This window comes from Actinophytocola sp. (genome assembly GCF_035762905.1).
Lineage (GTDB): Bacteria > Actinomycetota > Actinomycetes > Mycobacteriales > Pseudonocardiaceae > DASYTH01.
In genome coordinates, this window is the sequence record NZ_DASUCC010000028.1 from 112,791 (window position 1) to 134,369 (window position 21,579).

Sequence of the window (21,579 nt, forward strand, 5' to 3'; positions counted from 1 at the left end):
GGCCCGTGACACACTTTCGCCCGGGTAAGCGATGAAAGAGGTTCCCATGGTCGATGCGCAGACCGGCAACGTCGCGGACCTGGTCGCCGAGGCGGCCGCCAGGGTGCCGGACCATACCGCGCTGCTGGACGACGCGGCCGGGCACGCGCTGACCTGGCGACAGATCGATGACGCGGCCAACGCCTTCGCCGCCACGCTGCTCGCGGCCGGGGTGACGGCCGGCGACCGGGTGCTGGTGCTGCTGCCCGGCGGCGTGCCGTTCTGCGTCGCGTTGTTCGGCGTGCTGCGGGCCGACGCGGTGGTCGTGCCGCTGAGCGCCGAGGCGCCGGCCCCCGAGGTCCGCCGGGTGCTCACCGACAGCGGCGCCGGCCTGGTGGTCGGCCCGGTGCCGGAGGGCGTCGAGGCCACCGGGATACCCGGTCCGGACCTGACGGCGGGGGTCTCGGTCGCGCCGGGCGCCCCGGCCCGCGGCGGCGAGGACCTGGCCGTGCTCTGCTACACCTCCGGCACCGCGGGCGTGCCGCGCGGGGTGATGCTGTCCCACCGGGCCCTGCTGTCCAACGTCGAGCAGTGCGCGGCGCTGCGCCCGGCCCCGGTCAACGCCACCGACCGGGTGCTGCTGGCGGTGCCGCTGTTCCACCTCTACGGGCTGGGGCCGGGTCTGTTCCAGGTGGCCGCCGCCGGGGCCACCGCGGTGCTGATGGACCGGTTCGCCACCGAGACCGCGCTGGAGCTGTGCGAGCGGCACCGGATCACCGCCATGGTCGGGGTGCCGCCGATGTACCAGGCGTTCGCCGGGGTGGGCAGCGAGCGGCTGGCCGTGGCGCTGGCCAGCATGCGGCTGCTCACCTCGGGCGCCGCGCCGCTGCCCGCGCCGGTGCTCGGGGCGATCCGGCAGACCACCGGGCTGAACGTGTACGAGGGCTACGGGCTCACCGAGACCGGCCCGGTGCTGACCTCCACGCTGGTCGGCGGGTACGCCAAGGCCGGCTCGGTCGGCCGGCCGATCCCCGGCGTCGAGCTGCGCCTGGTGGACAGCGACGGCGTGCCGCTGGTGGCCATCGACGACCCGGACGAGCCGCTGGTCGAGCTGGACGAGGGCGAGGTGAGCGAGACCGGCCTGGTGTCGGTGCGCGGCGCCAACCTGTTCAGCGGGTACTGGCCGGACGGCGCACACGGGCCGGACGACGAGGGCTGGTTCCGCACCGGCGACGTCGGCTACCTGGACGCCGACGGTGACCTGCACCTGGTCGACCGGGCCAACGACCTGATCATCGTCAACGGGTTCAACGTCTACCCGCACGAGGTGGAGCGGGTGCTGCTCGAGCTGGCCGGGGTGGCCGAGTCGGCCGCGGTCGGGGTGCCGGACGAGCGCTCCGGCGAACGGGTGAAGGTCGTGGTCGCGCTGGTGCCGGGCGCCGCGCTGACCGAGGAGGCGGTGCGCGAGCACTGCGCGCAGCGGCTGGCCAAGTTCAAGGTGCCGGGCGTGGTGGAGTTCGTCGACGCGCTGCCGCACTCGGTGACCGGCAAACTGCGCCGGGCGAGCCTGCGGTGACGGTCACCGTGCTCGGCCGGGCGGACTGCCCGGCGTGCGCCGCCGCCGAGGCCGACGTTCGGCGGATCTGCGGCGAGCTGGGCGTGCCGTGGACCGTCGCGGACGTGGACGCCGATCCGGAGCTGCGCGCCGAGTACGGCGACCGGGTCCCGGTGATCCTGATCGACGGCGTCGAGCACGGGTACTGGGCGGTCGAGGAGGACCGGCTGCGCGCCGCCCTGATGTCGTGATCGTGCTCTTTAAGAAATCGGTAATCGCCGATCGGTTGAACCTTGGCGCGCTTTGAGCCGAAATAAGGGTGTGGACCTCCTCGACCGCCCGACGACCGCGCCGCCGGACCGGCTGCCCGCCCCGGTCGCGGTGCTCGTCGGCGTGCTGTCGGTGGCGGCGGCGCTGGCCGCCGGGCACCTCGTGGCCGGGTTCATCGGCCCGACCGCGTCGCCGTTCCTCGCGGTCGGCAACTCGGCCATCGACCTGACCCCGGCCCCGGTCAAGGACTGGGCGATCCGGACCTTCGGCACGGCCGACAAGCTGGTGCTGCTGCTCGGCATGGCCGTGGTGCTGCTGATCGTGGCCGGCGTCGCCGGGCTGCTGTCCCGGCGCCGGTCCTGGCCGGGGGTGGTGCTGGCCACCGTGGTCGGGGCGCTGGGTTTCCTGGCCGTGCTCGGCCGGCCGGACCTCGGTCAGCTCGGCGTGCTGGCCCCGGCCGCCAGCCTGGTCACCGGGGTGTTGGTGTTCCGCTGGCTGCACGGCCTCGCCCTGGACCGGACCCTGGGCACCGGCGGATCCGAGGGGACGGCAGGAACCGACGCGGCGCGGCGCCGGTTCCTGCTCTCCTCGGCCGGGGTGGCGGCCGGGGCCGGCGTGCTCGGCGCGGCCGGGCAGCTGTTCGCGGTCCGGGTGGACGTTGAGGGCTCTCGGGCCGCCGTCGGCCCGCTGGTACCGGCCGAACCGGCTCCGCCGGTACCGCCGGGAGCGGACTTCGCCGGCAACGGCACCCCCCGGTTCATCACCAGCAACCGCGACTTCTACCGGATCGACACCGCGCTGACCGTGCCGAGGATGACCGCCGACGAGTGGCGGCTGCGCGTGCACGGCATGGTCGACCGCGAGGTCAGCTTCGGCTTCGCCGACATCCGCGACCGCCGTCTCGTCGAGCGGACGGTCACCCTGACCTGCGTGTCCAACGAGGTCGGCGGCGAGTACGTGTCCACCGCGAACTTCCTCGGCGTGCCGATCCGCGACCTGCTGCTCGAGGCCGGCGTGCGGTCCGGGGCGGACCAGGTGTTCTCCACCAGCGTGGACGGGTTCACCGCCGGCACCCCGGTCGAGGCGTTGCTGGACCCGGCGCGCGGCGCGCTGCTGGCCATCGGGATGAACGGCGAGCCGCTCCCGGTCGAGCACGGTTTCCCGGCCCGGATGGTGGTGCCCGGGTTGTACGGCTACGTCTCGGCCACCAAGTGGGTGGTGGACTGGGAGCTGACCCGGTTCGACCAGCGGGAGGGCTACTGGATCCCGCGCGGCTGGGCGGTCCGGGCTCCGATCAAGACCCAGTCCCGGATCGACAGCCCGCGTCCGTTCGCCACGGTGCCGGCCGGCCGGCTGGTGGTCGCCGGGGTGGCCTGGGCGCAGACGGTCGGGGTGGACCGGGTCGAGGTGCGCCTGGACGGCGGCGCGTGGCAGCCCGCGGAGCTGGCCACCGAGGTGGGCCTGGCCACCTGGCGGATGTGGCGGGCCACGGTCGAGGCCGCGCCCGGTGAGCACAAGGTCGAGGTGCGGGCCACCGACCGGACCGGCCGCACCCAGACCGAGGAGCGCGTGCCGCCGGCCCCGGACGGCGCCACCGGATGGCACGCGGTGGGGTTCACCGCCGCCTGACCCTGTCCGATGGTTCGCTCGCAAGCTCGCTCACCATGGGACTCCACTACCGCTTGAGTAGGAGCCGCGTGGTTAGGTGTGTCATTGGTTATGCCTCTGGCCGGCGACTTTGTGCATGTGTTCACAAGCGGCTACCGTGTTCACATTCCAGGGCGAGTTCTGTCGAGGAGTTTCGGCGTGGCGCAGCGTGGCCAACGGGATGGGGTCGGCAGGACACCCCCGGCACCGGGTGATGCGGAGATCACCACCCCGATGCCGGCCGTCACCGACGGTGCCGCCTTCGATCCCAGCGTGCCCGCCGCGCGGGACCGGGCCCGGGCCATCCCGGAGGCCGCCGTCGCGCGGCTGGCCGTCTACCTGCGCGTGCTGTCCGCCATGCAGGAGCAGGGCCTCGGCACGGTGTCCAGTGAGGAGCTCTCCGTCGCGGCCGGCGTGAACTCGGCCAAGCTGCGCAAAGACCTCTCCTACATCGGCTCGTACGGCACCCGCGGCGTCGGCTACGAGGTCGCGGTCCTGATCGACCAGATCGAGCGGATCCTCGGCCTGACCCGCAAGCACAGCGTGGCCGTGGTCGGGATCGGTAACCTCGGGCACGCCCTGGCCAACTACGGAGGGTTCCCGAGCCGGGGCTTCCCGGTGACCGCCCTGTTCGATGTGGACGCCGACCTCATCGGCATTCCGGTCGGCGGAATCGCCGTCAATCACATCGACGACATTGTTCGAGTGTGCTCAGAACGTGAAGTTTCCATTGGGGTTATTGCCACCCCGCCCGCCGCCGCACAGGCTGTTTGCGATCGGTTGGTGGAAGGTGGCGTCGAGTGCATCCTGAACTTCGCGCCGGTGGTCCTGCAGGTCCCTGACACCGTCGAGGTCCGCAAGGTCGACCTGGCGGTCGAGCTGCAGATCCTGTCCTTCCATGTGGCTCGCCGGGCGGACGGTGCCGGGCCGGCACCCCAGGTCAACGGGGTGGCTCCTCCGGTGCTCGACCACCGCGGCATGGACGGGGTGGTGATCAGGGGATGAGCGAGCTTGCGAGCGAAACATTGGGCGCTGCGCCGCCGCCGAGCTTGCGAGGCGGCGGGCTGGACCATCACCGAGCTTGCGAGGTGATGGCGAAATGAGCGTTCTTGCGGTTGGCATGTCGCATCGGACGGCCGATCTGCGGGTCCTCGAGCGTGCGACGGTGCCGGCCGGCGAGGTCCGCAAGCTGCTCGACGAGCTGCTCGGCTGCTCGTCGGTCGCCGAGGCGGTGCTCGTCTCCACGTGCAACCGGGTCGAGGTCTACGCCACGGTCGAGGCGTTCCACCCCGGGCTGGCCGACATCGTGGCCGTGCTGTCCCGGCACGCCGGGATGGACCCGGTCGTCCTCTACGACCACCTGTACGTGCACTACGCCGGCTCCGCCGCCGAGCACCTGTTCACCGTCGCCGCCGGGCTGGACTCGATGGTGGTCGGCGAGGCGCAGATCCTCGGCCAGGTCCGGGCCGCCTACGGCGTGGCCCGCGAGGCCGGCACGGTCGGCCGCACCCTGCACGAGCTGGTCCAGCAGGCGCTGCGGGTGGGCAAGCGGGTGCACACCGAGATCGGTCTGGACCGGGTCGGCCGCTCGGTGGTGTCCGAGGCGCTGGCCGACGCCGCGACCGTGCTCGGCGGGCTGGTCGGCCGGCACGCCCTGATCGTCGGCGCCGGGTCGATGGGCGGGCTGAGCGCCGCCGCGCTGCGCCGGGCCGGCGTGGCCCGGGTCGTGATCGCCAACCGCACCGAGGCCAACGGCGCCAAGCTGGCCGGCACGCTGCGCACCCACGGCATCGACGCCGAGGCGGTCGGGCTGGCCGGACTGGCGGACCGGATCGCCGAGGCCGACCTGCTGGTGTCCTGCACCGGCACGGCCGCGACCATGATCACCGCCGACATGGTCGGCGCCCGGCACGACGGACGCCCACTGGTGGTCTGCGACCTCGGCCTGCCGCGCAACGTGGAACCGGCGGTCGGCGCCCTGCCCGGGACCACCGTGGTGGACCTGGAGACGCTGCACCAGCGCCTCGGCGGGGCGCCCGGTGAGCTGGACACCCGACGGGCCGCCGAGATCGTGGCCGAGGAGCTGCGCGGCTACCTGGCCACCCAGCGCAGCGCCGCGGTCACCCCGACGGTCACCGCGCTGCGCCGCCGGGCCGCCGAGGTGATCGACGCCGAGCTGCTGCGGCTGGACGCCCGGCTGCCCGGACTGGACGCCACCGTGCGCGCGGAGCTGACCCGGACCGTGCGCCGGGTGGTGGACAAGCTGCTGCACACCCCGACCGTGCGGGTCAAGGAGCTGGCCTCCGGGCCGGCCGGCCCCAACTACGCCGACGCGCTGCGCGAGCTGTTCCAGCTCGACCCGCAGCTGCCCGGCACGATCACCCGGCCGAACGGGGACGGTGCGACTGAATGAACCGGACCATCAGGGTGGGGACCAGGGGCAGCGCGCTGGCGCTGGCCCAGACCGGGCTCGTGGTCGACGAGCTGGAACGCGCGGGCGCCCGGATCGAGGTCGTCACCGTGTCCACGCCCGGCGACCGGTCCGCCGCCCCGGTGACCGAGTTGGGCGTCGGGGTGTTCACCTCGGCGCTGCGGGACGCGCTGGCCGCCGGCACCGTCGATGTCGCCGTGCACTCCTACAAGGACCTGCCGACCGCGCGCGACCCACGGGTGTCGCTGGCCGCGGTGCCGGTCCGGGCCGACGCCAGGGACGTCCTGGTGGCCAGGGACGGGCTGACCCTGGGCGAGTTGCCGACCGGAGCCCGGGTGGGCACCGGCTCGCCGCGCCGCGCCGCGCAGCTGCACGCGCTGGGCTTCGGCCTCGAGGTCGTGCCGATCCGGGGCAACGTGGACACCCGGATCGGCAAGGTGACCGACGGCGAGCTGGATGGCGTGGTGCTGGCAAGGGCCGGCCTGCAGCGGCTCGGCCGGCTGGACGTGATCACCGAGGTGATCGACCCGATCCAGATGCTGCCGGCGCCCGCGCAGGGCGCACTGGCCATCGAGTGCCGGGTCGACGACATGGACGTCGAGCACCTGATTCGGTCCACTGTGGACGACCCGGCGACGCGGGCGGCCGTCGGCGCGGAGCGGGCTCTGCTCGCCGCGCTGGAGGCCGGCTGCAGCGCGCCGGTTGGCGCATTGGCCGATGTGGTGGAGGATCTCGAGAGTGGCGAGCTGCCCGGCACGGACCGCGTGGTCCACCGGCTGTCGCTGCGCGGGGTGGCCGCGGCCAACCTGGCCGCCGCCGGAAGCGGGGAGGGCGGGTCCGTCGTGCTGGTGCGGGCATCGGCCACCGGCGACCTGACCGCAGGGGAGCAACTCGGCCGGGCACTGGCCGCCGAGCTGCTTGAGCTCGGGGCCGGCGTGTTGTCCGGCCCGGAGTCGTGAAGAGGTAGTTGATGGGAAGTGTGGGTTGATGACCACCCGTGTACGTAAAAGTCCTGGGCGCGTGGCGTTCGTCGGCTCCGGCCCCGGTGACGCCGCGCTGCTCACCGTCCGGGCCGCCGAACTGCTCCGGCGCGGCGAGCTGCTGGTGACCGATCCGGACGTGCCGTCCGACGTGCTCGCCGCCGCGGCACCGGACGCCGAGGTGCGTCCGGCCGTCGGCGAGCCGGCCGAGGTGGCCAAGGACCTGGTGGCCGAGGCCAAGGCCGGGCGGCTGGTGGTCCGGCTGGTGGCCGGCGACCCGCTGACCCACGCGGCCGTGGTGGCCGAGGCGCAGGCCGTGGCCCGGACCAGCGCGGCCTTCGAGATCGTGCCCGGCGTGCCGGCCGCGACCGCGGTGCCCGCCTACGCCGGCATCGCGCTCGGCGCCACGCACACCGAGGTCGACGTGCGCGGCGACGTGGACTGGGCGGGCCTCGCCGCCACGCCCGGCCCGATCGTGCTCACCGCCGCCGCGAGCCACCTGGCCGAGGCGGCCTCTGCGCTGGTCGAGCACGGGCTCGCGGCACAGACCCCGGTTGCGGTGACCGTGGACGGCACCGGAGCCGGGCAGCGCACCGTCGACACCACGCTGGCCTCGCTGGCCGCGGACGCCGGGGAGATCACCGGCCCGCTGGTGGTCACCGTCGGTTCCGCCGTGTCGGCCCGGTCCAAGCTGTCCTGGTGGGAGTCCCGCGCGCTGTACGGCTGGCGGGTGCTCGTGCCGCGCACCAAGGACCAGGCCGGCGAGATGAGCGAGCGGCTGCGGCTGCACGGCGCGATCCCGTCCGAGGTGCCGACCATCTCGGTGGAGCCGCCGCGCAGCCCCGCGCAGATGGAGCGGTCGGTCAAGGGCCTGGTGGACGGGCGCTACCAGTGGCTGGTGTTCACCTCGACCAACGCGGTGCGCGCGGTGTGGGAGAAGTTCGCCGAGTTCGGCCTGGACGCCCGCGCGTTCTCCGGGGTGAAGATCGCCTGCGTCGGCGAGTCGACCGCGGCGAAGGTGCGCTCGTTCGGCATCGTGCCGGAGCTGGTGCCCTCGGGCGAGCAGTCCAGCGAGGGACTGCTCGAGGAGTTCCCGCCGTACGACGACATCCTCGACCCGGTCGAGCGGGTGCTGCTGCCCCGGGCGGACATCGCCACCGAGACGCTGGCCGCCGGGCTGCGCGAGCGCGGCTGGGAGATCGACGACGTCACCGCGTACCGCACGGTGCGCGCGGCGCCGCCGCCGGCCGACACCCGCGAGATGATCAAGACCGGCGGATTCGACGCGGTCTGCTTCACCTCGTCGTCCACCGTGCGCAACCTGGTCGGGATCGCCGGCAAGCCGCACACCCGCACGCTGGTCGCCTGCATCGGCCCGAAGACCGCCGAGACCGCGCGTGAGTTCGGGCTGCGGGTGGACGTCCAGCCGGAGCACGCCACGGTGCCGGCCCTGGTCGACGCGCTGGCCGAGCACGCCGCCAGGCTGCGGGCCGAGGGTGCGCTGCCGCCGCCGCGCAAGACCAAGCGGGCCCGGCGCTGAGCGGATCTCGAATCCACAGGTGAGCTTGGGAGGCGCGATGTTCCCCACGCACCGGCCACGCCGGCTGCGGCGCACCGAGGCGTTGCGGCGCATGGTCAGCGAGACCACGGTCGCTCCGCACCAGCTGGTGCTCCCGATGTTCGTCCGGGAGGGCGCGGCCGAACCGGTGCCGATCGGCAGCATGCCCGGGGTGGTCCAGCACACCCGGGACAGCCTGCGCAAGGCGGCGCACGAGGCGGTGGCCGCCGGCGTCGGCGGGCTGATGCTGTTCGGCGTGCCGCGGACCAAGGACGCCACCGGCTCCGGCGGCGTCGACCCGGACGGGGTGCTCAACGTGGCCCTGCGCGATCTCCGGTCCGACCTCGGCGACGACACCGTGCTCATGTCCGACCTGTGCCTGGACGAGTTCACCGACCACGGCCACTGCGGCGTGCTCGACCCGGACGGCAACGTGGACAACGACGCCACGCTGGCGGTGTACGGCGAGATGGCGGTGGCCCAGGCGAATGCGGGCGCCCACCTGCTCGGCCCGAGCGGGATGATGGACGGCCAGGTCGGGGCGATCCGCGAGGCGCTGGACGTGGCCGGGCACACCGGCATCGGCATCCTGGCCTACTCGGCCAAGTACGCCTCGGCGTTCTACGGGCCGTTCCGCGAGGCGGTGGACTCGTCGCTGACCGGCGACCGGAAGACCTACCAGCAGGACCCGGCCAACGTGCGCGAGGCGCTCCGGGAGGCCCGGCTGGACCTGGACGAGGGCGCCGACCTGGTCATGGTCAAGCCGGCGATGAGCTACCTCGACGTGCTCCGCGCGGTGGCCGAGATCTCCGAGGTTCCGGTTGCGGCGTACCAGATCTCCGGCGAGTACGCGATGGTGGAGGCGGCCGCGGAGAAGGGCTGGCTGGACCGCAGGCGGGCGATCCTGGAGACGCTCACCTCGATCCGCCGGGCCGGCGCGGACATCGTGCTGACCTACTGGGCCACCGAGGTCGCGGGTTGGTTGCGCTCGGGGTGACCCGTCCGGGTACGGTCCGGCGATGACCGAGACGCCGGACCGGCCGGCCGACGACCAGCCGCCGCCGGACCTCCCGCCCATCGATCCGCGCCCGGCCCCGGTGCGCTACGCGTTCGTGTTATGGCTGCTGGCCGGACTGTTCAGCATCGTCAACGCGATCTATCTGTTCACCACGAAGCAGGATCTGATCGACGTGTCGGTGCGGCTGAACCCGGATGTGCCGTACGACCAGATCGCCCGCGGTGCCAACACGTTGCTGTGGATGTTCATGATCGGCGCGGTGGCCTTCGCGGCGCTGTTCGCGCTGTTCGCCTACAAGGCACAGGACGGCACCCGGCGGGCCCGGCTGATGCTGACCATGCTCTGCACGCTCACCGTGCTGTTCTACTTTCTGATCCTGAACACGCTTTTCGGTCTGATGACCGCGCTGCTCGCGATCATCGCCACGGTGCTGCTGTATCTGCCGAAGTCGAATTTCTACTTCCGGCCGGCCGAACTGCCGACGTGAGCGAGGAGATCCTCTTCGCGGAGCCGGGTTCCACGTGGTGGCCGGTGTTGTGGGGGCCGGCGTTCGCGGTCGCCGGGGTGACGGTGGAGGCGCTGTCCGGCCCGGTGCACTGGGTGGCCTGGCTGGTGATCGGGGCCGCGCTGGCCGGCGGGGCGGCCGGCTGGGTGCGCGGCCGGCGCCGGCTGCTGCGCGTCCGGCTGACCCCGGCCACCCTGACCCAGGGCACGGAAACCCTTGCGGTGCAACACATCGCCGGAGTCGAGGAAGACGCCCCGGCCGGGGCGCGGGTACTCGGCGGCGGCTGGACCGTGCCGCGCAAGCTGATCGGCGTGCCGGTCCGGCTTTCCGACGGGCGGGTGGTGCTCGCCTGGGCCCGGGACGGCGACGGCCTGCGCGCCGCGCTGGCCGGCCTGCCGCGGTGATTCGGTTGCGGCCCGGAGGGTAACTTTCTGGTCATGACCGGACCAAGTGAGCCCGAGGACCAGGTGGCCAAGCCCGCCCCGAAAGACCCGTTCGAGCCAATGCCGAGCGCGCCCGCGCCGGCCGAGCCGGACCGGGCGGCCGTGGCCCGGCCGAGGACGGTGGACCGCGCGTTCATCGTCTGGGTAGCCTTCGCCGTTCTGTTGCTGGCCATCGCGGTGCTGTTCCTGACGGTGAGCGCGGCGAGCCTCGAGGACGCCATCCGCACCGCTTTCCGGCAGCAGAACCGGGCATTCACCGAGGACGAGGTCAGCGCCGGGGCGGCGTTCATCCGCAGCGTCGGAATCGGCTTCAACGTGGTGTTCGCGATCGCGGTCGGCGGCTGTGCCTACGCCATGCGGGCCGGCCGGAACTGGGCCCGGATCACGCTCTGCGTGCTTGGCGGCGTCGCCGTGGTGGCCGGCCTGTTCGGCCTCGGCGGCAGCCTGCTGTTCACCCTGGTCGAGCTGGCCCTGATCGTCATGGGTGCGATCTTCATGTTCCGCAAGGAGGCGGCGGCCTACTTCACCCCGTATCGGGTTCCCGGCACACGCTGAGATCCGACGAGGTCGGCGGACCGACCGGGCAGGGCGCGGCGGCGGTCACACACCATCGTTCGTCCTCCCCGTCGGTGCGCAGCACCAGGACGATCGTGAAGTCCGGCGGCCCGCTCGGCACCAGCGTTGCGCGGGCCGTGCCGTCGCGCTCGGCGGAGACCTCCAGCACGCCGGTCCGGCGCCCTCTTGTCGGGTTGTCGGGCAGGTCCAGCTCGTTGCGGGCGCACAGGGTGGACCGGAACGCGGCCAGGTCGCCGGCGCTGAGCGCGGCGGCGACCAGTTCCGCGGTGCCGCCCGCCGAGTCCCGCGGGTCCGCCGGCCTGGTCAGCACCACGACCGTGACCACGGTGGCGGCCAGCACCACGACGAACCCGCCGGCTTTGAGCCACATCGGAACCGGCCGGCGCGACGGCCTTCGGGTGGGCGGGACGATCGGGACGTAGCCCGGTGGCAGGTCGGGTTCGGCGGGCTCCTCGGCCGGCCGGGACGCCTTCGGGCTCATCCCGGTCAGCATCGCACCCGACGGGGGCCGGTGGTCCCCGAACGTGGAATTCAGAGCGTGCGGGGGTCATGAGAAGCTGAGCATCATGACCGCGCCGCCGATCGCCGAGGAGCCAGCCGCCGGGCTGGTGCCGCCGCCGCGCGGGCGGCGGCGGGTGACGGTGTGGCGGCTGCTGGTGGCCCTGGTGGAGCTGCTGGCCGCGGCGGCCGCGATCTGGTTGGCGTTCCAGTGCTGGCCGCGCGGCATCGCCACGATCACCCTGGTGCTCGAGGACGGCACCGAGCTGGTCTCGACCCGGTACTTCGGCAACTGGATGGCGGCCGCGATCGGCCTCGGCACGCTGGCCGGGCTGCTGGTCACCGACGCCGTGCGCCAGGTCCTGGTGGCCCTGCGGCGCCCAGCGAACTCCCAGGTGGTTCCCAGCTGATCCGCACGCGCGCTCGCCAGCATGGCTGGCATGAGGCGCAGAAAGCGGATTCTGGCAATCAACGTCGTGCTCGTGCTCGCGCTGGCCGCGGCCGGCTGGGGCGCCTACACGTTGCTCTGGCCGAGCACCGAGAGCAACGCCGCGTCCGGGGTGCGGACCACGGCCGCGACCAGGACCAGCGTGGTGGAGACCGTATCGGCGGCGGCGACCGTGCAGAGCGCCTACACCGCGACCGCGGACTTCGGCACCAGCGGCACGGTCACCGAGATCAACGTCAAGGTCGGCGACGTGGTCGCGGCCGGGCAGCAGCTGGCCGAGCTGGACGCCACCGAGGCGCAGCAGCAGGTCGCGGTCGCCCAGGCCAATCTGGACGCGGCCGAGGAGGACCTGGACACCGCGGAGAGCGCCGAGGACTCGGCGACCACCCCGGGCGGCGGCAACACGCAGAGCGTCACCTCGCTCAAGGCCAAGGTCGAGCAGGCCGAGCTGGCCCTAAAGCAGGCCAAGGACACCCGGGCGGCCACCGTGCTCACCGCGCCGGGGGCCGGCACCGTCACCGCGATCAACGGCAGCGTCGGGCAGCGGGCCGGCACCGGGTCCAGCTCGAGCCAGGGCGGCACCGGCGGCGACACCGACAGCAGCAGCGCCTTCATCGTGCTCACCGACCTGGGCAACCTGCTGGTCAAGGCCACCGTCGCGGAGATCGACGTGAGCAAGATCAAGGTCGACCAGCCGGCCACCGTGACGGTCAACGCGCTGCCGGACACCCCGGTGAACGCCACCGTGACCGCGGTCGACCTGACCCCGACCACCGGCAACAACAACATCGTGCAGTTCGGCGTCGCGCTCGGCCTCACCGCGCCGCCGGAGGGGCTGCGCCCGGGCCAGTCGGCCAGCGTGGCGATCACCGTGGCCCGCGCCGACGACGCGCTGGCGGTGCCGTCCGCCGCGGTGCGCGGCAACGGCGGCCAGAGCACGGTCACCGTGCTGGTCGACGGAGCGCAGACCACGCGGACCGTCGAGGTGGGCGTGCGCAGCGAGGCGCTGGTGCAGATCACCTCCGGCCTTTCCGAGGGTGACCAGGTGGTGCTGACCACCACCGGCACCGGCCAGAACGGCACCGGCGGGACCGGCCGGGTCGGCGGTGGTGGTGGTGGCGGCTTCCAGGGCGGGCCCGGCGGTGGCGGCACCGTGCTGATCCCGGGCGGCGGCCGGTGAACCCGGTCATCGAGGTGGTCGGCCTGCACAAGGTGTACGGCTCCGGCGACACCGCGGTGCACGCCCTGCGCGGGGTGGACCTGACCGTCCAGCCCGGCGACTACCTGGCGATCATGGGGGCGTCCGGCTCGGGCAAGTCGACGCTGCTGAACCTGATCGGCTGCCTGGACGTGCCGAGCGAGGGCGCCTACCGGCTGGACGGCATCGACGTGTCCGGGCTGAACGAGCGCCAGCTCTCCCTGCTGCGCAACCGGAAGATCGGGTTCATCTTCCAGTCCTACAACCTGGTCCCGCGCACCTCCGCACTGTCCAATGTGGAGCTTCCGCTGATCTACGCCGGGGTCGGCCGGGCGGAGCGCCGGACCCGGGCCCGCGCCGCGCTGGACCTGGTCGGCCTTTCCGACCGGGCCGGACACGCGCCGAGCGAGCTGTCCGGCGGGCAGCAGCAGCGGGTGGCCGTGGCTCGGGCGCTGGTCAACGCGCCGGCCCTGGTGCTGGCCGACGAGCCGACCGGGAACCTGGACAGCGAGAGCACCGCCGAGGTGCTCGGCGTGTTCGACCGGCTCAACGCCCTTGGCCGGACCATCGTCGTGATCACCCACGAGGACGACGTGGCCCGGCACGCCGAACGGGTGGTCCGGGTCAGCGACGGCCGGATCGTCTCGGACGTCCGGCGCGCGCAGCTGTGGGCGGCGCGATGAACCTGATCGAGATCCTGCGGTTCGCCCTGCGCGGGCTGGCCGCCAACAAGCTGCGCTCCGGCCTGACCACGCTGGGCATCACGATCGGCGTTGGCGCGGTGATCCTGCTGCTCGCCGTGGGCAGCGGCGCCTCGGCCGCGGTCGAGCGGAGCATCGCCGGGCTGGGCACCAACGTGCTCACGGTCACCGCCGCGCGCGGCCCCGGGCAGGCCGCCGCCGGCCGTCCGCTGACCGTCGAGGACGCCAAGGCCCTCGTCGACCCGCTCGGCGCCCCGGACGTCGCGGCCGCCTCGCCGGTGGTCAGCACCTCGGCGACCGCCGTGTCCGGCCCGACCTCGCACGACATCCCGCAGTTCACCGGCACCTACCCGGACTACTTCGAGACCACCAACAGCCCGGTGGCCACCGGCACCGTGTTCACCGACGAGGACGTGCGCGCCGGCCGCAAGGTGGTGGTGCTCGGCGCCACCGCGGCCGAGTCGCTGTTCGGCACCGCGGATCCGGTCGGCCAGCAGGTGCTGGTGGAGAGCATCCAGTTCACCGTGGTCGGGGTGCTCGCGCCGAAGGGCACCAGCGGGCTGCAGAACGCCGACGACAGCGCGGTCGCCCCGCTGACCGCGGTGCAGAACTCGGTGACCGGATACGGGTCGCTCAACCAGATCGTGGTGCGTGCGGTGTCCGCCGACGCGATGACGGCCGCGCAGGCCGAGGTGACCGCGATCCTCAACGCCCGGCACCGGGTGACCGACGCCGGGTCCGCCGACTTCCGGATCCTCAACCCCGCGCAGCTGCTCGCCGCGCGTACCGAGACCACCCAGACGTTCACCGTGCTGCTGGCCGCGGTCGCCGCGATCTCGCTGCTGGTCGGTGGCATCGGGGTCACCAACATCATGCTGGTCACGGTCACCGAGCGGATCAGGGAGATCGGCATCCGCAAGGCGATCGGCGCGACCCGGGCCGCGGTGCTCGGCCAGTTCCTCGCCGAGGCAACCCTGCTCAGCCTGTTCGGCGGCCTGCTCGGGGTGGCCGTCGGGGTGATCGGCAGCCAGTTCCAGGTGGTCGGGATCGACCCGGTGGTGGTGCCCGCCTCCATCCCGCTGGCCTTCGGGGTGTCCGCCCTGATCGGCCTGTTCTTCGGCAGCTACCCGGCCAGCCGGGCCGCGTCGCTGCGCCCCATCGAAGCCCTGCGCCATGAATGAGAGGAAAGCGATGTCCGAACCGAACCCACAGGAAGACCTGCTGAACCGGCCGGTCGCCACCGGGGACCTGACCACCGAGCTGAAGGCCAACAAGCGGTCGATGAGCAAGCTGACCATCGGCTTGGCGGTCGCGGTCGTCGTGGTGGCCGCGTTCTTCGGCGGCATCGCCACGCACGCCGCGATCGCCGACGACAACCAGCCGGTGGCCGGTCCCGGCGGCGGCCGGTTCTTCAACGGCCCGGGCGGCGGCGGTGGCCAGGGCGGTCCACAGGGTGCCAACCGCGGCACCATCGGCACCGTCGAGAAGGTCGAGGGAACCGACGTCTACGTCAAGCGGCCGGACGGCAGCACGGTGAAGGTGACCACTTCGGACTCCACCGAGGTCCGGGTGAACAAGGAGGGCGCGCTGTCCGACCTGGCCCAGGGTCAGACCGTGGTCGTCCAGGGCGAGGCCGGGCAGGACGGCACGGTCAAGGCCGAGACGATCAGCCAGTCGCCGGCCCGGCTGGGTGGGGGCGGCTGACCGGCTCCGGGTTGACCGCCCGGTGCAGGGCCACGACGCCGAACGTCAGGTTCAGCCACTCGACGTCGCGCCAGCCCGCCCGGGCGATCAACCCGGCCAGCGTGCGCTGGTCGTACCAGTCCCGCATGGACTCGGCCAGGTAGCGGTAGGCGGCCGGGTTGGACGAGAACGGGCGGGTGAGCAGCGGCAGTCCGCGCAGCACGGTGTTGTGGTAGAGCCAGCGCACCGGCCGCCAGCGCGGCTGGGACACCTCGCAGACGACCAGCCGGCCGCCGGGCCGGACCACCCGGGCCAGCTCGCGCAGTGCGGCGACGGTGTCGTGCATGTTGCGCAGCCCGAACGAGATGGTCGCCGCGTCGAACGCGTTGGTGGCGAACGGCAGGTGGAAGGCGTCCGCGGCCACCTTCGGCACGTCCCGGTGCGCGCCGCTGCGCAGCATGCCGAGGGAGAAGTCGGCGGCCACGCACCAGGCCCCGGAACGGCCGTATTCCACGGTGGACACCGCGGTGCCGGCGGCCAGGTCGAGCACCCGCTCGCCGGGCCGGGCCTCGAGCACCTGCCGGGTCACCTCCCGCCACCGGCGGTCGAACCCGAGCGTCATCACCGAGTTGGTCCGGTCGTAGCGCTTGGCCACGCCGTCGAACATGCTGGCGACGTCGTGCGGGTCCTTGTCCAAGCCGGCACGGGACATGCCGCGAAGCCTAGTAGTGCACCCCGACCCCAACACACACAGCCGCCACCACCCCGACCCCCTCGGCGAGTCCCCGTTTCCAACCCCCCGAATCCCCAGCCCCAGCAGCTGAGTAACCACTCCAGCCCGCCGAGTTCCGGGTTCGGGCAGCCGGGTTGCCGCTCCAGTTCGCCGAGTTCCGGGTTCGGGCGGTTGGGTTGCCGCTCCAGTCCGGCGAGTTCGCGGTTCCGGTTCCGACACCCGAGTTGCCGTTTCCAGGTTGGCGAGGTCCCCGCTCCGGCATCCGAGTTGCCGGCTCCAGCACCCGAGTTACCGGCCCCGGCATCCGAGTTGCTGGCTGCAGCACCTGGGTTGCCGCTTCCGGCATCCGAGTCACTCGGTACCCGGCGGGTCCCTGTCGGCCATCCAGCCGGAACCCCGACCGGCGCACGGGCCGGTGACCGGACGCCCGGTCCGGCGCCTGCGGCGCCGAGCCGGTGCCGCAGGCGCGGCTCGGCGCCGCGGGCGGCATTCTCGGTCTGAGCCGGTGACTCGGGTGCCCGAACTAGCAGTTCACGTGCCTCGACCTGGTGACTCGGGTGCCTGAGTTGGCAACTCGCCGAACGAGGGCTAGTTGGTGTTGTCCGGGTCGACGGCGATGTCGCGGTCGGCCAGGAGGGCCAGTACGGCGCGACGCAGCCACTTCACGTCGTCGCGGATCTCGACCACGGTGGTGACGATCGCGGTGAGGTCTTCCTCGGCCCGTTGGGTGCGGGACTCCAGGCCGCGCACGCGTGCCTCGAGGTCCGCGAACGTCGTGGGCATGGCCGGGGATCCTACTCGCCCTCTCGGCGATGCCGTAAGTACACAGCGGGGGGACTAGGAGTCGTAGTCGACGGTGACGTGGTCGGTGGTGGGGAGGGCTTGGCAGGTGAGGACGAAGCCTTCGGCCAGTTCGTGGGGTTCCAGGGCGTAGTTGCGGCGCATGGTGACGTTGCCGGAGGTCACCTTTGCTCGGCACGTGCCGCAGACGCCGCCTTTGCAGGCGAACGGGAGGTCGGAACGGATGCGTTGGGCGGCGTCGAGGATGGGAGTGGTGGTGGGGAGGGTGAGGGTGGTTTGTTTGCCGTCCAGGACGACGGTCACCTCGGCGGTTGGTCCGTCCACTTCGGACTCGTCGAGGCGCTTGGGGGGTGGTGGGGGTTCGTCGACGTAGAACAGCTCGCGGTGGATGTGGCCGGCCGGGACGCCGCGGGTGGTGAGCAGGTCCTGGGCGTCCTGGACCAGGTCGAACGGCCCGCAGAGCCACCAGTGGTCGATGTCGGTGGTGGGGACGATGGTGTCGAGCAGGGCGGTGAGGCGGGACCGGTCCAGGCGGCCGCTGAACAGGTCCACGTCGCGGGGTTCGCGGGAGAGGATGTGGACGAGTTGGAGGCGGGCGCGGTGGGTGTCCTTGAGGTCGGCGAGGTCCTCGGCGAACATCACGGTGTCGGTGCGGCGGTTGGCGTACAGGAGGGTGATCTTACTGTCCATATCGGACTGTAGGATCGTGGCGGCGATGGACAGGACCGGGGTGATGCCGGAGCCGGCGGCGATCAGACAGTGGTGGGCGTGGGTGGTCGCCTCGGGGGTGAATTTTCCTTGGGGGGGAAGGACTTCGAGGGTGTCGCCGGGTTTGAGGGAGTCGACGAGGGCGGCGGAGAACAGGCCGCCGTCGACCCGTCGGACGCCGATCCGCGGCGGTGCGCCGACCGGGGCGCAGATCGAGTAGGAGCGGCGCTGCTCGACGCCTTCGACATCCTGGCGCAGGGTCAGGTACTGGCCGGCGCGGAAGGTGAACTCGGTGGCCAGGTCGGCCGGGACGTCGAAGGTGATCGCCACGGCGTCCTCGCACAGGCGGTCCACCCGGGCCACCCGCAGCGGGTGGAAGGTTGCCCGGGCCATCACAGCTCCTTCATGTGCTCGAACGGTTCCCGGCAGTCCTCGCAGCGGCGCAGCGCCTTGCAGGCGGTGGCCGAGAACCGGGACAGCTCGGTGGTGCGGGGCGATCCGCAGCGGGGGCAGGGCACCCGGGCGGGCGGTGGCGAGAGGTTCAGCGGGACCGGGCCGGCGGGGCGGGGGCCGATCCGGTTCGGCGGGGCGATGCCGTGCTCGGCGAGCTTGCGCCTGCCGGCGTCGCTGATCCAGTCGGTGGTCCACGGCGGGTGCAGCACGGTGCGCACCTCCACGTCCGGATAGCCGGCCTCGGCCAGCCGGGTGCGCAGGTCCGCGCGCATCTCGTCGAGCGCGGGACAACCCGAGTACGTGGGCGTGATGGTCACCAGCACCCGGCCGTCCGGTCCGGTGCGCACGTCCCGCAGCACCCCGAGGTCGGCCAAACTCAGCACCGGCAACTCGGGATCGGGCACCCGCTCCGCAATCTCCCGCGCCGTCCACACCCCCACCGAGTTGTCCACAGGCAAGATCGTTTCGCCTGCCCCCGTCCCCCCCACCGGATACAATGGACCCGGGGTCGCCCCCCGGAGCGGGTGGGGGCTGGACTGGGGTTGGCGGCGCATCACCAGGTTGCTCCGGGGAGGGAGCGGGCCAGGTGTTGGAGTTCGGCCAGCAGGGGGGGCATGGCCTCGGTGTGCGCGCCGTCGCGGCCGGTGCGGTTGGTGACCGGTGCTGGGGGCGGTGTGGCGGGGGGATCCAGGGCGGCGGCGGTGAGTACCTGGCCGATGACACTGTCTACTTCGGATTTCAGCGTGGCGGGGTTGACGGCGATGTCCATGGCTGCCAGGCGGAGTTCGGTGGGGTGGGGGGTGAAGAGTTCGGGGAGGTGGGGCCAGATGGTGGCGAGCGCTACGGTCATCCGCTCCCGCGAGTAATCGGTGCCGCCGGCCAGCCGCAGGGTCCACTGGGCGGCGTGGTCGCGGTGGTAGGCGAGTTCCTTGACGGCTTTGGCCGCTATGGCGGACAGAACGGGGTCGCGGGAGTTGGTGAGGTGGGTCATGAGGGCCAGCCGCCAGGTGGCGAACACCAGTAGTCGGGCGATCGTGGTGGCGAAGTCGCCGCCCGGGCCGGGGCCGCAGTCCAGCTCGACCAGCCGCACGTTGCGGAAGTCGGGCTCGTCGCGCAGATAGGCGAGGGCGTCCTCGTCCCGCCCGGCGCCTTCGACCTCGCCGGCCCGGGTGAGCAGCATTCTGGCCTGCCCCAACAGGTCCAGGGCGATGTTGGCCAGCGCGACGTCCTCCTCCAGCTCGGGGGCGCGCGAGCACCACTCGGCCAGCCGCTGGGACAGGATCAGCGCGTCGTCGCCGAGCATCAGGCAGTATGTCGCCAGGTCGGCACGGTCTACATCGGACAGTATAGTTTTGTCCACATCGGACAATGGGTCGTCGAAGCCGGTGCCGAACGCCCAGTGCTGTTCGTCGTTCGACTCGCTGATCGCCTCGTAGGCGTTGTCGAAACTCATAGGTGTGGCACGTCGTCGGGGATCGAGTAGAAGGTCGGGTGGCGGTAGACCTTGTCGCCGGCCGGGGCGAAGAACGGGTCCTTCTCGTCCGGGCTGGACGCGGTGACCGCCGACGCCGGCACCACCCAGATGCTCACGCCCTCGTTGCGCCGGGTGTAGAGATCCCGGGCGTTGCGCAGGGCCATCTCCGGGTCGGGAGCGTGCAGCGAGCCGACGTGCACGTGGTTGAGCCCGCGCTTGCTACGTACGAAGACCTCGTAGAGCGGCCAGGACGAGCGCGGTTCGGTCATGACGCCACCGCCGGGCGCGCGGCGGCGTACGCGGCGGCGGCCTCGCGGACCCAGGCGCCGTCCTCGTGCGCGGCCCGCCGGTGCGCGATCCGCTGCGTGTTGCACGGCCCGTGGCCGCCGACCACCCGGGCGAACTCGTCCCAGTCGATCTCGCCGAAATCCCAGTGGCCGCGCTCGGCGTTCCAGGTCAGCGCCGGGTCCGGCAGCGTGACGCCGAGCGCCTGCGCCTGCGGCACGGTCATGTCCACGAACCGCTGGCGCAACTCGTCATTGGTGTGCCGCTTGATCCGCCAGGCCATGGACTGCGCGGTGTTGGCGGACTTGGCGTCCGGCGGACCGAACATCATCAGCGACGGCCACCACCAGCGGTCGACCGACTCCTGCACCATCCGCCGCTGCGCCTCGGTGCCGCGCATCATGGTCATCAGCAGCTCGTAGCCCTGCCGCTGGTGGAACGACTCCTCCTTGCAGATCCGGATCATCGCCCGGGCGTAGGGCCCGTAGGAGGTGCGGCACAGCGGGACCTGGTTGCAGATCGCGGCGCCGTCCACCAGCCAACCGATCACCCCGACGTCGGCGTAGGACGGCGTCGGGTAGTTGAAGATCGACGAGTACTTCTGCCGGCCCTCGATCAGCTTGGTGGTCAGGTCCTCCCGGTCGGCGCCGAGGGTCTCGGTGGCGGCGTAGAGGTAGAGCCCGTGGCCGGCCTCGTCCTGCACCTTGGCCAGCAGGATCGCCTTGCGGCGCAGGCTGGGCGCGCGTGTGATCCAGTTGCCCTCCGGCTGCATGCCGATGATCTCGCTGTGGGCGTGCTGGGCGATCTGGCGCACCAGCGTCCTGCGGTAGCCCTCCGGCATCCAGTCGCGCGGCTCGATCCGGTCGTTGCGCGCGATCGTGGCCTCGAACCCGGCGAGCAGCGCGTCCGACCCGGCGTCGGCGGTCCCGGACGGGGCCGTGGTGGTGTCCGTCATGCAACCCTCCGCGGTGAGGCGATTAACTGACCGAACGGTCTGTAATAGTGTCGCAGGTGCCGTCCGCTGTTGGCAAGCACGAGGCAACCACCGTATGCCGCCCGCCCGGCGAGCGCGCGAGCTTCCAACGCGGGGGTCGCATTACTCGCGAGTCACCCGTGATCGGTGGCAGGCTCGGCAGCGTTCCGCTGTCCGCCGTCGCTGGGAGGCCCACCCGATGTTCTCGCGCATCGCCATCGTCAACCGCGGCGAGGCCGCCATGCGGCTCATCCACGCGGTGCGCGACCTCAACGCCCAGGCCGGGGTCGGCGGGCACCGCATCGAGACGGTCGCGCTGCACACCGAGGGTGAGAAGCGGGCGATGTTCGTGCGCGAGGCCGACCACGCCTACAACCTCGGGCCGGCGGCCAACCGCCCCTACCTCGACTACGCGGTGCTCGAGAAGGCCCTGCGCGAGACCGGCGCCGACGCCGCCTGGGTCGGCTGGGGCTTCGTCGCCGAGGACCCCGCCTTCGCCGAGCTGTGCGCCTCCCTCGGCGTCACGTTCATCGGGCCGCCGCCGGAATCCATGCGGCTGCTCGGCGCCAAGATCGAGGCGAAGGTGCTGGCCGAGCAGACCGGCGTGCCGGTCGCCGCGTGGAGCGGCGGCCCGGTGGAGACGATCGAGGACGGCCTCCGCC

General features: G+C 72.6%; 25 protein-coding genes. 17 read left to right on the forward strand and 8 right to left on the reverse strand.

Annotated elements, in window-relative coordinates; all coding sequences use genetic code 11:
• Nucleotides 1–46 precede the first annotated feature (46 nt).
• The 11 genes from VFV67_RS04130 to VFV67_RS04180 all read left to right on the forward strand — a co-directional run bounded on the left by VFV67_RS04130 (nt 47) and on the right by VFV67_RS04180 (nt 10,941).
• Nucleotides 47–1,555, forward strand: a complete 1,509-nt coding sequence (locus tag VFV67_RS04130; RefSeq protein ID WP_326467309.1) for an AMP-binding protein — start codon at nt 47–49, stop codon at nt 1,553–1,555.
• On the forward strand, nt 1,552–1,785 hold the full coding sequence (locus VFV67_RS04135) for a glutaredoxin family protein (RefSeq protein ID WP_326467310.1): 234 nt from the start codon (nt 1,552–1,554) through the stop codon (nt 1,783–1,785). The genes VFV67_RS04130 and VFV67_RS04135 overlap by 4 nt, the downstream gene beginning before the upstream one ends.
• Before the next feature lie 70 nt (nt 1,786–1,855).
• Complete coding sequence (locus tag VFV67_RS04140) at nt 1,856–3,433, forward strand: molybdopterin-dependent oxidoreductase (protein WP_326467311.1); 1,578 nt, start codon at nt 1,856–1,858, stop codon at nt 3,431–3,433.
• A gap of 177 nt (nt 3,434–3,610) precedes the next feature.
• Nucleotides 3,611–4,456 (forward strand): redox-sensing transcriptional repressor Rex, encoded by an 846-nt coding sequence (locus tag VFV67_RS04145; protein ID WP_326467313.1) that lies wholly within the window; start codon nt 3,611–3,613, stop codon nt 4,454–4,456.
• 94 nt (nt 4,457–4,550) lie between these two features.
• The gene (locus VFV67_RS04150) at nt 4,551–5,864 is read left to right on the forward strand and encodes a glutamyl-tRNA reductase (protein WP_326467315.1); all 1,314 of its coding nucleotides are present in this window, start codon (nt 4,551–4,553) and stop codon (nt 5,862–5,864) included.
• Nucleotides 5,861–6,841, forward strand: coding sequence for a hydroxymethylbilane synthase (gene hemC, locus VFV67_RS04155; RefSeq protein WP_326467317.1), 981 nt, complete (start codon nt 5,861–5,863; stop codon nt 6,839–6,841). The genes VFV67_RS04150 and hemC overlap by 4 nt, the downstream gene beginning before the upstream one ends.
• Before the next feature lie 28 nt (nt 6,842–6,869).
• Nucleotides 6,870–8,402: a bifunctional uroporphyrinogen-III C-methyltransferase/uroporphyrinogen-III synthase gene (locus VFV67_RS04160; protein ID WP_326467318.1), complete on the forward strand. Its 1,533-nt coding sequence runs from the start codon at nt 6,870–6,872 to the stop codon at nt 8,400–8,402.
• A gap of 37 nt (nt 8,403–8,439) precedes the next feature.
• A complete protein-coding gene (hemB, locus tag VFV67_RS04165; protein ID WP_326467358.1) occupies nt 8,440–9,417 on the forward strand; it encodes a porphobilinogen synthase in 978 nt (325 codons plus the stop codon).
• 22 nt (nt 9,418–9,439) lie between these two features.
• Nucleotides 9,440–9,925: a hypothetical protein gene (locus VFV67_RS04170; protein ID WP_326467319.1), complete on the forward strand. Its 486-nt coding sequence runs from the start codon at nt 9,440–9,442 to the stop codon at nt 9,923–9,925.
• A complete protein-coding gene (locus VFV67_RS04175) occupies nt 9,922–10,347 on the forward strand; it encodes a hypothetical protein (RefSeq protein WP_326467321.1) in 426 nt (141 codons plus the stop codon). Before VFV67_RS04170 ends, VFV67_RS04175 begins: the two co-directional genes overlap by 4 nt.
• 33 nt (nt 10,348–10,380) lie before the next feature.
• Nucleotides 10,381–10,941 carry a hypothetical protein gene (locus tag VFV67_RS04180; protein WP_326467322.1) on the forward strand — a complete coding sequence of 187 codons (561 nt, stop codon included), beginning with the start codon at nt 10,381–10,383 and terminating at the stop codon, nt 10,939–10,941.
• Here the strand turns inward: VFV67_RS04180 and VFV67_RS04185 are convergent.
• Complete coding sequence (locus VFV67_RS04185; protein WP_326467323.1) at nt 10,910–11,443, reverse strand: hypothetical protein; 534 nt, start codon at nt 11,441–11,443, stop codon at nt 10,910–10,912. The genes VFV67_RS04180 and VFV67_RS04185 overlap by 32 nt on opposite strands.
• Nucleotides 11,444–11,528: 85 nt before the next feature.
• Here VFV67_RS04185 and VFV67_RS04190 point away from each other — a divergent pair, with 85 nt between their 5' ends.
• From VFV67_RS04190 to VFV67_RS04210, 5 genes are read left to right on the forward strand one after another with little or no spacing between them, the layout of a single operon-like run.
• Nucleotides 11,529–11,870, forward strand: coding sequence for a hypothetical protein (locus VFV67_RS04190; protein WP_326467325.1), 342 nt, complete (start codon nt 11,529–11,531; stop codon nt 11,868–11,870).
• A gap of 30 nt (nt 11,871–11,900) precedes the next feature.
• Nucleotides 11,901–13,088 (forward strand): efflux RND transporter periplasmic adaptor subunit, encoded by a 1,188-nt coding sequence (locus tag VFV67_RS04195; protein WP_326467327.1) that lies wholly within the window; start codon nt 11,901–11,903, stop codon nt 13,086–13,088.
• Nucleotides 13,085–13,789 (forward strand): ABC transporter ATP-binding protein, encoded by a 705-nt coding sequence (locus VFV67_RS04200; protein WP_326467329.1) that lies wholly within the window; start codon nt 13,085–13,087, stop codon nt 13,787–13,789. The genes VFV67_RS04195 and VFV67_RS04200 overlap by 4 nt, the downstream gene beginning before the upstream one ends.
• The gene (locus VFV67_RS04205; protein WP_326467330.1) at nt 13,786–14,988 is read left to right on the forward strand and encodes an ABC transporter permease; all 1,203 of its coding nucleotides are present in this window, start codon (nt 13,786–13,788) and stop codon (nt 14,986–14,988) included. Before VFV67_RS04200 ends, VFV67_RS04205 begins: the two co-directional genes overlap by 4 nt.
• Nucleotides 14,989–14,998: 10 nt before the next feature.
• Nucleotides 14,999–15,511, forward strand: a complete 513-nt coding sequence (locus VFV67_RS04210; protein ID WP_326467331.1) for a hypothetical protein — start codon at nt 14,999–15,001, stop codon at nt 15,509–15,511.
• On the opposite strand, the gene VFV67_RS04215 is transcribed toward VFV67_RS04210, so the two are convergent.
• The 7 genes from VFV67_RS04215 to paaA form a co-directional block, all read right to left on the reverse strand.
• Nucleotides 15,474–16,202 (reverse strand): demethylmenaquinone methyltransferase, encoded by a 729-nt coding sequence (locus VFV67_RS04215; protein ID WP_326467333.1) that lies wholly within the window; start codon nt 16,200–16,202, stop codon nt 15,474–15,476. The two genes, VFV67_RS04210 and VFV67_RS04215, sit on opposite strands and share 38 nt — an antisense overlap.
• A 609-nt stretch (nt 16,203–16,811) precedes the next feature.
• Nucleotides 16,812–17,006, reverse strand: coding sequence for a hypothetical protein (locus VFV67_RS04220; protein WP_326467334.1), 195 nt, complete (start codon nt 17,004–17,006; stop codon nt 16,812–16,814).
• A 54-nt stretch (nt 17,007–17,060) separates the two neighbouring features.
• A complete protein-coding gene (gene paaE / locus VFV67_RS04225; RefSeq protein ID WP_326467336.1) occupies nt 17,061–18,125 on the reverse strand; it encodes a 1,2-phenylacetyl-CoA epoxidase subunit PaaE in 1,065 nt (354 codons plus the stop codon).
• The gene (paaD, locus tag VFV67_RS04230; RefSeq protein ID WP_326467338.1) at nt 18,125–18,637 is read right to left on the reverse strand and encodes a 1,2-phenylacetyl-CoA epoxidase subunit PaaD; all 513 of its coding nucleotides are present in this window, start codon (nt 18,635–18,637) and stop codon (nt 18,125–18,127) included. The genes paaE and paaD overlap by 1 nt, the downstream gene beginning before the upstream one ends.
• Before the next feature lie 101 nt (nt 18,638–18,738).
• Complete coding sequence (gene paaC, locus VFV67_RS04235; protein WP_326467339.1) at nt 18,739–19,638, reverse strand: 1,2-phenylacetyl-CoA epoxidase subunit PaaC; 900 nt, start codon at nt 19,636–19,638, stop codon at nt 18,739–18,741.
• Entirely contained in the window at nt 19,635–19,928 is a 294-nt protein-coding gene (gene paaB, locus VFV67_RS04240; RefSeq protein WP_326467340.1) for a 1,2-phenylacetyl-CoA epoxidase subunit PaaB, read from the reverse strand. Before paaB ends, paaC begins: the two co-directional genes overlap by 4 nt.
• Complete coding sequence (gene paaA / locus VFV67_RS04245; protein ID WP_326467342.1) at nt 19,925–20,899, reverse strand: 1,2-phenylacetyl-CoA epoxidase subunit PaaA; 975 nt, start codon at nt 20,897–20,899, stop codon at nt 19,925–19,927. Before paaA ends, paaB begins: the two co-directional genes overlap by 4 nt.
• Before the next feature lie 217 nt (nt 20,900–21,116).
• Between paaA and VFV67_RS04250 the strand changes: the two genes are divergently transcribed.
• On the forward strand, nt 21,117–21,579 hold a 463-nt coding region (locus VFV67_RS04250), incomplete at its 3' end, for a biotin carboxylase N-terminal domain-containing protein (RefSeq protein ID WP_326467343.1).